The 14,138-nt window shown below is 70.0% G+C and carries 13 protein-coding genes; 7 read left to right on the top strand and 6 right to left on the bottom strand.

The window, feature by feature from the left end; translation table 11 throughout:
* Positions 1-480: 480 nt before the first annotated feature.
* On the bottom strand, positions 481-1,092 hold the full coding sequence (locus J4O73_RS00350) for a DUF2231 domain-containing protein (protein WP_050735106.1): 612 nt from the start codon (positions 1,090-1,092) through the stop codon (positions 481-483).
* Between the two features lie 522 nt (positions 1,093-1,614).
* On the opposite strand from J4O73_RS00350, the gene J4O73_RS00345 reads away from it, so the two are divergent.
* From J4O73_RS00345 to J4O73_RS00315, 7 genes are all read left to right on the top strand, one after another.
* Positions 1,615-2,169 (top strand): sigma-70 family RNA polymerase sigma factor, encoded by a 555-nt coding sequence (locus J4O73_RS00345; RefSeq protein ID WP_039903061.1) that lies wholly within the window; start codon positions 1,615-1,617, stop codon positions 2,167-2,169.
* Complete coding sequence (locus J4O73_RS00340; protein WP_050735107.1) at positions 2,166-2,816, top strand: NrsF family protein; 651 nt, start codon at positions 2,166-2,168, stop codon at positions 2,814-2,816. The genes J4O73_RS00345 and J4O73_RS00340 overlap by 4 nt, the downstream gene beginning before the upstream one ends.
* A 1,179-nt stretch (positions 2,817-3,995) precedes the next feature.
* Positions 3,996-4,409: a hypothetical protein gene (locus J4O73_RS00335; RefSeq protein ID WP_050735108.1), complete on the top strand. Its 414-nt coding sequence runs from the start codon at positions 3,996-3,998 to the stop codon at positions 4,407-4,409.
* 81 nt (positions 4,410-4,490) lie between these two features.
* Entirely contained in the window at positions 4,491-4,895 is a 405-nt protein-coding gene (locus J4O73_RS00330; protein ID WP_050735155.1) for a FixH family protein, read from the top strand.
* The gene (locus J4O73_RS00325) at positions 4,892-6,415 is read left to right on the top strand and encodes an efflux RND transporter periplasmic adaptor subunit (protein ID WP_050735109.1); all 1,524 of its coding nucleotides are present in this window, start codon (positions 4,892-4,894) and stop codon (positions 6,413-6,415) included. Before J4O73_RS00330 ends, J4O73_RS00325 begins: the two co-directional genes overlap by 4 nt.
* Positions 6,412-9,564 carry an efflux RND transporter permease subunit gene (locus tag J4O73_RS00320; protein ID WP_050735110.1) on the top strand — a complete coding sequence of 1,051 codons (3,153 nt, stop codon included), beginning with the start codon at positions 6,412-6,414 and terminating at the stop codon, positions 9,562-9,564. Before J4O73_RS00325 ends, J4O73_RS00320 begins: the two co-directional genes overlap by 4 nt.
* A 20-nt stretch (positions 9,565-9,584) precedes the next feature.
* A complete protein-coding gene (locus J4O73_RS00315; RefSeq protein ID WP_050735156.1) occupies positions 9,585-10,061 on the top strand; it encodes a DUF411 domain-containing protein in 477 nt (158 codons plus the stop codon).
* Positions 10,062-10,303: 242 nt separating this feature from the next.
* Here J4O73_RS00315 and J4O73_RS00310 read toward each other — a convergent pair whose 3' ends face one another.
* Genes J4O73_RS00310 through J4O73_RS00290 form a run of 5 tightly spaced genes read right to left on the bottom strand, consistent with a single transcriptional unit; the run spans position 10,304 to position 14,107 of the window.
* Positions 10,304-11,464, bottom strand: a complete 1,161-nt coding sequence (locus J4O73_RS00310; protein WP_050735111.1) for an MFS transporter — start codon at positions 11,462-11,464, stop codon at positions 10,304-10,306.
* A 7-nt stretch (positions 11,465-11,471) separates the two neighbouring features.
* Positions 11,472-12,767, bottom strand: coding sequence for an arsenic transporter (locus tag J4O73_RS00305; RefSeq protein WP_050735112.1), 1,296 nt, complete (start codon positions 12,765-12,767; stop codon positions 11,472-11,474).
* A gap of 35 nt (positions 12,768-12,802) precedes the next feature.
* A complete protein-coding gene (gene arsC, locus J4O73_RS00300) occupies positions 12,803-13,228 on the bottom strand; it encodes an arsenate reductase (glutaredoxin) (protein ID WP_050735113.1) in 426 nt (141 codons plus the stop codon).
* Positions 13,228-13,755, bottom strand: coding sequence for an arsenate reductase ArsC (locus J4O73_RS00295; RefSeq protein ID WP_050735114.1), 528 nt, complete (start codon positions 13,753-13,755; stop codon positions 13,228-13,230). The genes arsC and J4O73_RS00295 overlap by 1 nt, the downstream gene beginning before the upstream one ends.
* A complete protein-coding gene (locus J4O73_RS00290; RefSeq protein ID WP_050735115.1) occupies positions 13,748-14,107 on the bottom strand; it encodes an ArsR/SmtB family transcription factor in 360 nt (119 codons plus the stop codon). Before J4O73_RS00290 ends, J4O73_RS00295 begins: the two co-directional genes overlap by 8 nt.
* Between the last annotated feature and the right edge of the window lie 31 nt (positions 14,108-14,138).

The following is a 14,138-nucleotide window of genomic DNA, read 5'->3' as shown; positions in this document are numbered from 1 at the left end:
GATGGCCGGGGCATCCTTCGTCGGCGGCCGCCGCCGGCACGGCGAGGGAAGTCCCCCGTATCCCAGCCTCGTCCGGCTCGTTCTGGCCGCCCAAGGCGCCGGCGGCGTGCGCGAGAGGCGTCGCCGCGGCGGCTGCTATGTGGCGGTGAGCCATCGACTGCCGGCCCATGGTGCACGGCGCTGCCGGCGCGATGGCCAAGGCCAAGGCGAGTACGGCAAGCAGCAATGCGCGCACGACATTCACTGATCAGGGCCCCTGCCTAATCTTCGCGGACATTCTCACGCCGGGGTGGAAGCTGCAATCCGTGGTGCTCGACCGATGTCCCACAAACTCAGCGTGTTGGAAGTTCGCCACATGCCGGTGTCGACGGCGAAGCCGCACTCGGCGGATTGACCGCCACACCGGTGCCAGGACCCCCGCCGCGTTCATGCGACGGGCGCTTGGGGGTACCCGGGACGGGTATCACCGCGGCCCGTCCGTCAATGAGCGTGTTCGTGCGGTGTGGAGGGGGCGTCCGGCGCCGGGCGCGTCACTACCTTGCCCGCGGCGGCATCGGGCGTCTTTGGGGCGTCCGCGGTCTCGTGGTCGTGGCCGTGCTCATGGGGATGGCCGCCGCTTGCGGGGTGGACGTGGTCGCCCGATCTCGGGAGCGCCATGACGCCCAGGCCGTAACGGTAGACGTTCTCGCCGCCGAGCCAGCCCGTGACCACGAGGGCCCCGGAACCTCCGGCGAGGAGCACCAGCAGCAGGACGCCCGCGCCTGCGACCTTCCGGCGCTCCAGCCAGGCGACGCCGGCGGCGGCGAGGAACACGAGCGCGGTGGCGACGGCCCAGCGAAGGTGGACGGTCATGTTCGCGTGCGAGGGCGCGTCGTGATCGACCGTGTTGTACGCCGACCAACCCGTGGCGAGGGTCGCGACCGTGACTGCCGCGCCGATCGCGAGGTTCCATCGGGCGGCGGCCGTGAGCGCGCCTCCCGATGCCGCTTTCCTGAACAGGGTCCCCGCGGCGAAGAGGACGCTGGCCGTGATGAGGAGGGCGACCGTGAAATGGACCGCGACCGGATGCCAGTTCGGGATCACCTCGATCATGATCGTACTCCTAGGAAAACGTCGATGGCGGGACGGGCCGGCTTCTTGCCCGGACCGCCCGCGGTGAGGGGAAAAGCGATGGCGCCGAACGCCGGCCCCGGGCCGAGCCCGCCGTCTTCCCCGGATCGGAGACCGCCCTCTCCGCGGCGCTCTCGGCAAGCCTGTCCATGCGAAGGGAGAGCGCCGGCGGCGAGGCTCCGGAGGCTTCCCGCCCGGCCCGTGGCGTCGGGTACGGCTGGGTCTAAGATCGGGGCATAGGCTTGGCAATTATGCGCGGCACATGCCTACGCTCCCGGGCATGCCGCGAGCGCTGTAACGTTTCGGCGGCCGCTTGCGGATTGTTCTCCGAGCGGCGCGGCCGATCATACGTCGCTTTCGGCCGACGAGCCTCAGGGCGCAGATCGCCGTACGACACGCTCCTACAGGATGGTGCTGCGGTCGTGAGGACACGGTGGGGTGGCGGAACATGCGACGTATCTCTGACATCCGCTCAGCGGCTACGAACCGGCCCGCCTAGTCCCGGTGCTGCAGGTGGAAGAGGAACTGCGCGCGCTGCTCATCGCCAGCCTTGCGGGCAGCGCGGCCGACTACCGGCGCTTCCTGGGGCGGCTCGGGTCGCACCTACGCGCGTATTACAAAGGCAAGCTGGCTCGCTCCGGCCGTACCGACACCGAGGCGGAGGATCTCGTCCAGGAGACGCTGATGGTGATCCATGTGCGGCGGCACACCTATGACGTCACGCAACCGGTGACGCCGTGGATCCACGCCATCGCCCGCTACAAGCTCATCGACCATTTTCGGCGTACGCGTACGGCCGCGGCCGACGTCCCGGTCGAGGATGCCGGCGTGCTGGTGGCTCGCGACGATCATGTCGCGGCGGAGAGCTCGCTCGACGTCGAGCGCCTCCTGGCGCACCTACCGCCCAAGATGAGGAACGCGATCCTCTCGACGAAGGTCGAGGGCCTGAGCGCCGCCGAGGCGGCCGAACGTGCCGGGATGTCCGAGACCGCGATCAAGGTGAGCGTCCACCGCGGCCTGAAGACCCTGGCCAATCTCGTGGGAGGCAAGGCGAGATGAAGACCGACGAACTCATCGGCCTGCTGGGCGCCAGCTTCGAGCGCGAACCGGTCGGGGCCCCCTGGATGACCCGCCGGCTCGCGCTGGCGGTCGCGGTCGGCGCGACGGCCGCGCTGTGCCTGGCGCTGGCGTTTCTGGGCCTGCGTCCCGGCCTGACCGAGGTCCGGCCGCTCCTGTTCCTCGCGTTCAAGTTCTCGTTCGCGGCCGCGGTCGGGAGTCTCGCGCTCCGGTATCTCGTCAGGGCGGTCAGGCCCGGCGGCGAGAGCCGCGTCCATCTCGGGGTCGCCGCCTTGCCGTTCCTCGTGGTCGCGGCGCTGGCGTGCGTGAGCCTTTTGATGGCGCCGACCGAACATTGGCACGGCATGGTATCCGGTCACACCTGGCTCGAATGCCTCATCTCGATCCCCGTGATCGCCGTCGTGCCGTTCGCCGTCGTCACCTGGGCGGTTCGACGGTTCGGAGCGCCGACGGATCTCGTGCGGGCGGGTGCCCTGGTCGGCCTCTCCGCGGGAGCCGTGAGCGCGCTCGGCTATTCACTGCACTGCATGGACGATACCGTACCGTTCGTCGCCGTCTGGTACGGGGGGACGATCGCGATGTGCACGCTCGTCGGAGCGCTCCTGGGACCGCGCCTCCTTCGCTGGTAGCGAGCCGGTTCGGAACATCCTCCGGATCGCCTGCCGGGGTTCAAGGGGCGACGCGACGGTTTGGGGGCCTGTCGCCGGCCGACGCTTCATGTCACGGGCCTCGCTGCGGTATCGCCGCGGATGGGATCCGGCACGACGACGGGCATGACCCTCCCACCCGCCCGGCCGCGCGAGGCAATGCGGCCGCCGCGCATCCCACAATCGCTTGCAGGATCATCCCCCCGGTGAGCGAGGCGCCGCGCCGGGCGACCCCGGCCCAACCCCACAAAGGTTCGCAGCGCGCTGTAACGGTACGTCCAAGACATCCGGACTTAAAGACAAGGAGCGGCAAGCTTCTCGTCAGATCAACGGGTTCCGCCATGAAAAGCAAGATCATCCCCGCCTTTGCAGGAATCGCCATGCTCGCCGGACTGCCGGGTTACGCGCTCGCGGGATGGATGGACAACGTCCCACCCCGTTTTCTGCCCCAGACGCATCAATCGCAACGGACCGAAAGGCCTCAGGTCGAAGCTCCGGACGTCGGCCTGACGACCGGATCGATCAGCGCGGTGCCCCGTCGCCCTGCCGCCGCCCGGTCGGCACCCACCGCCCAGCACTTCTGAACCTCCCGCGGGGTCCGAACCGCCGGACCGGCCGATTGGGGTTGTACGGGGTGAGGTTTGGCGCGCCGCCCTGCACCGCCTACCGCGCGGAGGGCCAAGTGTGCGGTAGGTTTCCCAGATGCCCGGACAGCACGCGCGCGGATGCCGGGAGCCCGGAACCTGCGCCCTTGCGATGGGCGGCCAGCGCAACAGCCCGAGGGCGACGACCGGCTCACGCCTGCGATGCACGCGACCATTCCCCTGTTGACCGCCTTCCAGATTGCGCGCCCGGCAGACGGCCACCCCATGTCCGCGGGCTTGCCAGGGGACCGACGGTGTCGATGCGGCTTCCATGGGTAGCGGCCTCGATCCGGCCTCTGCCTGCCGTTCGGGGACGGCCATGGCACGGCAGGCCGGACGCGCCATGGCGCGGTCCGGCGGGCTCACGAGAAACGGGTCGCCGAGACGCCCGCCCGGCGAGGTCGGTCGGCGGATCGACCGCCCGACGGAACGAAACCTTGACCCTCAAGACTTGAGACGCGCCGTCTCCCGTGACACTGGCCTTCCGCCCGGATCGAAAAGCTGGCATCGTACCTGCGTGACGTTCTTGATCGCCCTTCGGCGACTGTTGCCGCTCCTGGCGGTACTCAGCCTCGCCCTGACGCCGGTGGCCGCGCCCGCGGCCGCCGCGGGGATGCGCGCGTTCATCATGGCGCAAGCCGCGCCTGAGGCGACCTCGGCCATTGCCCATGCCGAGATGGAGGGGATGGACGTGGGCGACGCGGACATGGCCGACATGCCGTGCTGCCCGCCCGGGAAGGTGGCGAAGCCCGACTGCGCCAAGGCCGGCTGTCCGCTTTTGGCGCTCTGCCTCGCCAGCGTCGCCTCCCTCCTGCCGACCGCGGCGTCCGTCCCGGCCCCGGTGGCGACGCGGACGAGCCGGGTGTGGCCCGATGCGGCGTCCTTCGCCAGCCTGTCCGGCCGCCCCCTACCTGAGCCCCCCCGAGCCTGAGCCCGATGCCGCCGGCGTGAACGCCGGCACGACGCCGCGCGTCCGCGCGTGGCCATCCATCGCGTTCAGGAGACGAAATCCGTGACCACGTACCCCTTCGCGCGCGCCCTCGGTGCCGCGCTGCTCGGCGCCGCGCTGTCGGTCCCGGCCCTGCCGGCGCTCGCCGGCATCAAGGACTACGCCTTCGAGCCGACCCGGACGGAGGCGAAGGTCGGCGAGACCATCCTCTCGGTGCGCCTCATGGACAAGCGCACCGGCAAGCCCGTTCCGGACGCGGTGATCTTCGCCAAGCGCATCGACATGGCGCCCGACAGCATGGACGAGATGACCTCGACGATCGAGCAGGTCCCGTCGACGGAGCCTGGCATCTACCGCTTCAAGGCGAAGCTCACGATGGCCGGGGGCTGGCGGCTCTCGCTGGGGGCGAAGGTCCAGGGCGAAACCGGCACCGTCGAGGACAGGCTCGTCTTCCAGGCGGTCAAGTGAGCCGCTCGGCATGGCTCGCCGGGATCCTCGCCGCGTTGGCGGCGGGGGGCACCGGGTACTGGGCGGGGCGCGATGGCAGCCCCGTTCCGGTCCTCGTCGAGCGCGCACGGACCGAGTTCGCCCACTGGCTGCCGACCGGCATGCCGGGTCCGCAGGCACCGGCGCCGCCGAAGGTCACGGGTCCGGTGGTCTACTACCAGGATCCGGATGGGAAGCCGGTCTACTCCGCGTCGCCGAGAACGACTGCGGAGGGGCACGACTTCCGGGCGGTTCGGGCCAGCGAGGACGTGCGCTTCGACCAGGCACAAGGGAGCGAGACGACATCCCCCGACATGGCCGGCCACGACGTGACCGGGCACGGCATGGCGGCGCCTGGAACGGCGGCGGCCGGAAAGCCCGACCGGGGCACGCGCAAGGTGCTCTACTACCGCAACCCGATGGGCCTGCCGGACACCTCGGCGACCCCGAAAAAGGATTCGATGGGGATGGACTACATCCCCGTCTACGCGGGCGAGGACGAGGGCGGCAACGTCGTGACGGTCTCCCCCGGCAAGGTCCAGCGGACCGGCGTCCGAACCGAAACCGTGGAGCGGCGGGTGGTGGCGCAGCCGGTGCGCGTGCCCGGTACCGTCGCCCTCGACGAGCGGCGCGTGACGGTCATCGCGACCCGGTCGGACGCGTACGTCGACCATGTCGAGGACGTCACCACCGGCGACCGCGTCCGCAAAGGCCAGCCGCTGGTCCACGTCTACTCCCCCGACATCAATTCCGCCGCCGCGCAGCTCATCGCCAACCCCGGCTTCGACGGAGCTCGGCGACGCCTGCAGAACCTCAACGTCTCCGAGGCCGTCATCGACGACATGGAGCGCACCCGGAAGGTGCCGATGGCCATCACTTGGTCGTCGGCCCGGGACGGCTTGGTGCTGCAGCGCTCGGCCGTCGAGGGCATGAAGGCCGCGGCCGGCGACACCCTGTTCCGGATCGGCGACATCTCGGTCATGTGGGTGCTGGCCGACGTGCCCGAGCGCGACCTGGCCGGGGTTCGCGCCGGACAGGCCGTGACCGTGCGCCTGCGTTCGGCCCCGGGCCGGACCTTCTCCGGCAAGGTCGGGGTGATCTATCCGCAGGTAAACCCGGACACCCGGGCCACGCGGGTGCGCATCGAGCTGCCGAACCCGGACGGCGCGCTCCTGCCGGACATGTACGCCGAGGTCGAGATCGCCACGGGGGCGGGCAAGCCCGTCGTGGCGGTGCCCGACGACGCGGTCATCGACACAGGTGCACGGCAGGTGGTGCTGCTCGACAGGGGCGGGGGGCGCTTCGAGCCCCGCGAGGTCAAGGTCGGGGTTCGCGGCACGGGCTACGTCGAGGTCCGCGAGGGCGTCGACGCCGGCGACCGGGTCGTCACGGCGGCGAACTTCCTGATCGACGCCGAGAGCAACCTGAAGGCGGCGCTTCAGTCCATGTCCGCCCCGAAGGCGAGCGACCGGCAGGCCTCGAACCTTGAGGGCAAGCCATGATCGCGCGCCTCATCGGCTGGTCGGCCCGCAACCTCGTCCTGGTGCTGGTCGGCACCGTGTTCGCCGTGGCCGCTGGCGTCATGGCGCTGCGAACGCTGCCGCTCGACGCCATCCCCGACCTCTCGGACGTGCAGGCCATCGTCTACACCGAGTACCCGGGCCAGGCCCCGCAGGTGGTCGAGGATCAGGTCACCTATCCTCTCACGACCGCCATGCTGACGGTCCCGAAGGCGAAGGTGGTGCGCGGCTTCTCGTTCTTCGGGGTCAGCTTCGTCTACGTGATCTTCGAGGACGGCACCGATCCCTACTGGGGCCGTAGTCGAGTGCTGGAGTACCTCAACGCGGCCGCCAGCCGCTTGCCGGCGGGCGTGACCCCGACCCTCGGTCCGGACGCCACCGGCGTCGGCTGGGTCTACCAGTACGTGGTCGTGGCCAAGGAGCGCACGCTCGCGGAATTGCGCTCCCTCCAGGACTGGGTGGTCCGTTTCGGGGCGTCGCGGGCCGAGGGCGTGGCCGAGGTCGCGGGCGTCGGCGGCTTCGTCAAGCAGTACAACGTCGTGGTCGACCCGAACCGCCTACGGGCGCAGGGGATCTCGCTCAACAAGCTCCGGGACGCGATCCGGGCGAGCAACGCCGACGTCGGCGGCCGCACGGTCGAGCTCTCCGAGTTCGAGTTCATAGTGCGCGGACGCGGCTACCTGCGGAGCGTGGCCGACATCGACAACATCGTCCTGAAGACCACCGGTGGTGCTCCCCTGCGGGTGCGGGACGTCGCCCGGGTCGAACTCGGGCCTGACGAGCGGCGGGGCATCACCGAGATGAATGGTGACGGCGAGGTCGCCGGCGGCATCGTCCTGCAGCGGTTCGGCGCGAACGCCCTGACCGTCATCGAGAACGCGAAGGCGAAGCTCGCGGAGGTGGCGAAAAGCCTGCCGGCCGGCACCGAGATCCTGCCGGTCTACGACCGCTCGCAACTCATCGACGCGGCCATCGAGACGCTGCGGCACACGCTTGTCGAGGAGAGCGTCGTCGTCTCCCTCGTATGCATCGTGTTCCTCCTACACGTCCGAAGCGCGCTGGTCGCCATCCTGATGCTGCCCGTCGGCATCCTGATGGCGTTCGCCGGGATGAAGGCGCTGGGGCTGGGCGCCAACATCATGTCGCTCGGCGGCATCGCCATCGCGGTCGGCGCCATGATCGACGCGGCCATCGTGATGATCGAGAACGCCCACAAGCACCTGGAGCGGGCGCCGCCGGACAAGCCGCGGGTCGAGATCTTGGTCGAGGCGGCGGGCGAGGTCGGCCCCTCGCTGTTCTTCTCACTCCTCATCATCACCGTGAGCTTCCTGCCCATCTTCACCCTGGAGGGCGAGGAGGGGCGCCTGTTCGGGCCGCTCGCGCTCACCAAGACCTTCGCCATGGCGGCGGCGGCGCTCCTGTCGGTGACCCTGGTGCCGGCGCTGATGGTGTTGTTCGTGCGCGGACGGATCGTCCCGGAGCATCGCAACCCGGTGAACCGGCTCCTGATCTGGCTCTATCGCCCGGTCATCGCGGGCGTACTGCGGGCGCGGTTGCCCACGATCCTGCTCGCCCTCGGCGTCCTGGCGGTCACCGTCTGGCCGGCGCGCCAGCTCGGCTCGGAGTTCATGCCGGAACTCGACGAGGGGACGCTGATGTACATGCCGACGACCCTGCCCGGCATCTCGGTGACGAAGGCGGGCGAGTTGCTGGCGACCCAGGACCGGATCATCAAGTCCTTCGCGGAGGTCGCCTCGGTCTACGGCAAGGCCGGGCGCGCCAGCACCGCGACCGACCCGGCGCCGATGGAGATGGCCGAGACCATCATCAGCCTCAAGCCGAAGGCCGAGTGGCGCCCGGGCGTGACGCTCGCGAGCCTCAAGGCGGAGATGGACCGGGCGCTGCAGTTCCCGGGCGTCTCGAATGCTTGGACGCAGCCGATCCGCGCCCGCATCGACATGCTTTCGACCGGCATCCGGACCCCGGTCGGCATCAAGGTGCTCGGCACCGACCTCGGCGCCATGGAGAAGGTCGCCCGTCAGGTCGAGGCGGTGGTGCGCGACGTGCCGGGCACGTCGAGTGCCTACGCGGAGCGGGTCATCGGCGGGTACTTCCTCGACATCACGCCCGACCGGGAGGCGCTCGGCCGCTACGGGCTCATGGTGGGCGACGTCCAGGACGTGGTCGCCTCGGCTCTCGGCGGGCAGAGCGTCACCAACACGGTCGAGGGCCGCGAGCGCTACACCGTCAACGTGCGCTACCCGCGCGCCTTCCGCTCCGACCCGCGGGCCATCGCCGACGAGGTGCAGGTGCCGCTGCCGGCCGGCGGGACGGTGCCGCTCGGTGAGGTCGCGAAGGTCGAGCTCACCCGGGGGCCGACCTCGATCCGGACCGAGAACGGCCAGCTCGCGGTCTACATCTTCGTCGACCTCACGGGGCGCGACCTCGGCGGCTACGTGGCCGACGCGCGGGCCGCGGTCGACAGGGAGGTCAGGTTGCCCCAGGGCACGACCCTGCAGTGGAGCGGGCAGTACGAGTACCTGGAGCGCGCCGAAGCCCGCCTCAGGATCGTTGTGCCGCTGACGCTGCTCGTCGTGTTCCTGCTCCTCTACCTGAACTTCCGCCGTCTGACCGAGACCCTCATCGTCATGCTCTCGCTGCCGTTCGCGCTCGTCGGCGGCGTCTGGCTGATGTGGTGGATGGGCTTCAACATGTCGGTGGCGGTGGCGGTCGGCTTCATCGCGCTCGCCGGCGTCGCAGCCGAGACCGGCGTGATCATGCTGGTCTACCTCGACCACGCCCTCGACGAGGTCCGGGCAGGGTGCCGGCGTGAGGGACGCCCCCTCACGCGCGAGGACCTGCGGCAGGCCATCATGGTCGGCGCCGTCGAGCGGGTGCGGCCCAAGATGATGACGGTGGTCGCCATCATGGCGGGTCTCCTGCCCATCCTCTGGAGCACCGGTTCGGGCTCCGAGGTCATGCAGCGCATCGCCGTGCCGATGATCGGCGGGATGGTGTCCTCGACCGTGCTGACCCTCGTCGTGATTCCGGCCGTCTACGCGTTGGTGAAAGGTCGCGGGTTGCCGGAGGCCGCCGCGGAGGGTGCACGGATGCCTCTGGCGGCCGAATGAGGAATCAACAGGAGCGAATGATGAAGTCAGACATGATGCCGTCCCGGCGTGCCGTGCTCGCGGGCTTGGCGGCGGGAGTGTCGCTCGGACGACCCGTGATGGGGGAGAGCCTGCCGACCGTCGCCGTGACGAAGGACCCGAGTTGCGGCTGCTGCGCGAAGTGGGTGGACCACCTGCGACAGGCCGGCTTCACGGTGACGGTGACCGAGGGTCCCGTGAACCCGGTCAAGGCGCGTCTCGGCGTGCCGAGGGACCTCGCCTCCTGCCACACCGCTCTCGTGGACGGCTACGTGGTCGAGGGACACGTTCCGGCGGACGCCATCAGGCGGCTGCTGGCGGAGCGGCCGAAGGTGACGGGACTGGCCGTTCCGGGCATGCCGGCAGGGTCGCCCGGCATGGAGGTCGAGGGCAGGGAGCCCGACATCTACGAGGTGGTCCTGTTCGGGCCGGAGGGGCGCGGCGCCTTCGCCCGTTATCGTGGAGGCGCGCCGGCTTGAGCGCAGCCGTCGCGCGGGCGCTCGCCGTCACCGTACTCGTTCGGGGCGGTGAACCGACGTTGAGGCATCCCCCCAGGAGCCGATGCCCGGCTTCTCGCGGAGCTTGGTCGGCCGGCCGGTCCGCCCACCCTGGCCGAAGCGGACGGACGGCGTGGGGGGCGATTGTCCCGGGGACTGGGAAGTCGAAGCCAAGGATGCTGAAGCGCGACCGAGTTCCCATAGCTGCCGAAGCGGTGGAGCGATTACCGTGTCCGCCACAACCCGCCGACAAGTCCGAGGTTGGCGAGGCCGAGGATGAGCAGGAGCCACCAAAGGGCATCCGGGCTGGCGTAGGTCAGCACGAAAGCGCCGGCCGGCGGCGCTAGCGCCTGCGCGATCAGCCCCGGCCGTGCCAAGCGGCCGACGACCAGCGGATAGCGAACGGGGCCGAACAGGGCCAAGGGCACCGTGCCCCGCGCAATCGAATAGATGCCGTTGCCGCCGCCGTAGAGGACCAGCCAGACCCCGACGCCGGGCAGGCCGCCGGCGAGCAGCACCAGGCCGAGGGCGACGAGGCCAAGGGCTGCGGTCGGGGTCCACAGGGGATGGTGCCGGCCCTTGAACGACATTTCCGCGACGCGGGCGCCGACCTGAGCCGGGCCGATCAGCGCCCCGTAGGAGACGGCCGAAGCGAGCGCCACGCCCCGCGCCTGCAGGAGCGTCAGCAGGTGCACCGAAACAAGCGACATGATCGCGCCGCCGATTATCAGCACGCCGGCGAACAGCCGGAACGCCCGCCGTTCCTTCGCGGACAGCGGGCCGGTTCGGTCCTGGTGATGCCCCGCCGACGGCGGTGCCGGGGCCTTGGGGATCAGAAGGAGGACAAGCGGTAGCGTCACCGCGAGGTGCAGGCCGGCATAGGCCAGGCAGGCACCGCGCCATCCGAAATGCGCGACCAGGAAGGCGGAAAGTGGCCAGCAAACGGTGCTGGCGAACCCGCCCCACAGGGTCAGGGTGGTGATCGCCGGCCGCGCCGCCGCGCCGTAGAGCCGGCCGAGGGTCGCGAATGCCGGATCGTACAGGCCGCAACCCATGCCGAGGCCGAGCAGCAGCCAGCCGGCGAGGTAGACCGGCAGGATCGGAGCCAGCGCCAGCATGGTCAGCCCGGCAGCCAGCAGCAGCGCGGCCAGCGCCAGGATGGGCCGGCCGCCGTGGCGGTGGATCGCCGTCCCGATATGCGGCGAGGCGAACGCGGCGACCAGCAGGCCGAGTGACAGTCCGCCGACGACCCAGGCGAGCGGCCAGCCGGTGCTTTCGGCGACCGGGCCGGCAAGCACCGCCGGCAGGTAGAACGACGAGCCCCAGGTGAGGATCTGCACGACGCCGAGGGCGGAGATCACCGGCCAGCGGCGGGCCTCGGACACGGGCTGCCTACCGGGTGCCGAGAAGCGGCAGCCAAGCCGCCAGCGCCACGAGCGTGACCAGCAGCACGGGCGGGGTGATGACAAGCCCGACCTTCATATACTGGCCCCAGGTGATTTTCTGGCCCTTGCTGTCAAGGACGTGCAGCCAGAGCAGCGTGGCGAGGCTGCCGATTGGCGTGAACTTCGGGCCGAGGTCGCAACCGATCACGTTGGCATAGACCATTAGCTCGCGCGTCAGCGGGGACAGGTCCGGCGCCTGCTGGATCGAGAGCGCCCCGATCAGCACAGATGGCATGTTGTTCATCACGGACGACAGGATCGCCGCCGCGAAGCCGGTGCCGACCGTGGCGACCCACGGGCCATGGCCGGCGAGCCAGACCAAGCCCGTGGCCAGCTCGTCGGTCAGGCCGGCGTTCCGCAGGCCGTAGACCACGAGGTACATGCCGAGGCTGAACAGCACGATCTGCCAGGGGGCGCCGGTCAGCACCTTGCGGATCGGGATGACCCTGCCCCGGTCGGCAAGCAGTAGAAGAACGGCCGCACCGGCACAGGTGACGGCCGCCACCGGCACGCCGAACGGCGCGGTGACGAAGTAGGCGAGCAGGAGCACGCCAAGCAGCGGGAACGCCGCCCGGAACACCAGCGGATCGCGGATGGCCCCGACCGGGCGCTCCAAGGCGGCCGCCGGGTAGGCCGCCGGCACGTCGCGCCGGAAGAAAGCCCAAAGCACCACCAGGGTCGCCGCCAGGGACACCAGGTTCACCGGCACCATGACGGCCGCATACCTGCCGAAGGTCACGTCGAAGAAGTTGGCGGAGACGATGTTGACCAGGTTGGAGATCACCAGCGGCAGGGAGGTGCTGTCGGCCACGAACCCGCAGGCGACGATGAATGCCAGCGCCGCCGCCGGCTTGAAGTCGAGCCGGAGCAGGATCGCCAGCACAATCGGCGTCAGCAGCAGCGCCGCGCCGTCGTTGGCGAACACCGCAGCGATGGCCGCGCCGAGCAACACGACAAGCGGAAAGAGCCGCCGGCCGGACCCACTGCCCCAGCGGGCGACGTGCAGCGCCGCCCAATGGAAGAAACCGGCCTCATCGAGCAGCAGCGAGATGATGATGAGCGCCACGAAGGTGAAGGTGGCGTCCCAGACGATATGCCAGACCACCGGAATATCGCCCGGATGGATCACCCCCGTGGCGAGCGCGACCGCCGCGCCTGCCAGCGCGCTCCATCCGATCCCGAGGCCCCTTGGCTGCCAGATGACGAAGACGAGGGTGACGAGGAAGATGGCGAGCGCGAGCATCCGGGCGTTTTCTTCTTATGGGTCGGGGTTGGGGTTCAGGCAGTGCCGACGCGGCGGCCGTGCTCGTCCACGACCCGCTCGCCATCCTCTTTGACGAACTCGCCTTGCTGCCCCGGCAGGAGGTCCAGCACGGCTTCGGACGGCCGGCACAGCCGCACGCCCTTGGGGCTGACCACCAGCGGGCGGTTGAGAAGGATCGGATGCGCCTCGATGGCATCGAGCAGCTGCGCATCGGTCAATGCCGGATCGCCAAGGCCCAGCTCGGCGAACGGCGCGCCCTTCTCCCGCAGTGCGTCGCGGACGGGCAGGCCGGCCCGGGCGAGGAGCTGCACCAGCAGCGCCCGGGCGGGCGGCGTCTTCAGATACTCGATCACATGAGGCTCGATTCCGGCGTTGCGGATCATCGCCAGGGTGTTGCGGGACGTGCCGCAGTCCGGGTTGTGGTAGATGATGACGTCCATCAAGCGACCTCCGGCCGGAGCGCGGTGGCACCGGCTTGTTGGCCGATCTCTCTGACTTTGGCCGACAGGGCCGCCTGGTCGAGGCTGCCGAGCGGCAGGGCGATAAAGGCCGCGATGCGGTTCTTCAGGTAGCGCTGCGCTGTCACGAAGGCGCGCTTGCGCTCGATCTCCGAGCCTTCCGCAGCGGCAGGGTCCTCGATGCCCCAATGAGCGGTCACGGGCTGACCAGTCCAGAAGGGGCAGGGTTCGCCGGCTGCGTTGTCACAGACCGTGAACACGAAATCCATCACCGGAGCACCGGGCGCGGCGAACTCGTCCCAGGACTTCGAGCGCAGCCCGTGCACGGGGTAGTCGCTCTCCCGTAGCGTCTGCAACGCCAGCGGATGCGGCTCGCCCTTGGGCTGGCTACCGGCGGAGTAGGACCGGAAGCGGCCTTGCCCATCCTGGTTCAGCATCGCTTCCGCCAGGATCGAGCGGGCCGAGTTGCCGGTGCAGAGAAACAGGACGTTGTAGACGCGATCAGGCATAGAGGGTGTCTCCGGGTGGGCAGTTGCAGGCGGCGAGGGCGGCGACGGCCGGGGTGCAGACCTCCGGGTGGCCCTGACAGCAGTCGCGCATCAGGAACTGGATCAGGTCGGACAGGGCCGGATAGGCAGCACTGTAGATGATCGAACGGCCCTCGCGCCGCGAGGCGACCAAGCCCGCATGGCTCAGCTCCTTGAGATGGTGGGATACGGTCGCGGCAGAGACGCCGACCGCCTCGGCCAGAACGCCGGAGGCGAGGCCGCCTGGTCCGGCGGTCACGAGCGACCGCACCAGACGCAGGCGGTGTTCCTGCGCCAGGGCCGCAAAGGCGGCGAGGGCTTGCGGTTCATCCATTTTCGTTACAATCTTCAAACGATATTTTGAA

This window comes from Methylobacterium sp. NFXW15, assembly GCF_049887755.1.
In the GTDB taxonomy this organism is placed as follows: domain Bacteria; phylum Pseudomonadota; class Alphaproteobacteria; order Rhizobiales; family Beijerinckiaceae; genus Methylobacterium.
The sequence above is the reverse complement of the archived record's forward strand: the minus strand, read 5'-3'. Positions and strand labels throughout refer to the sequence as shown.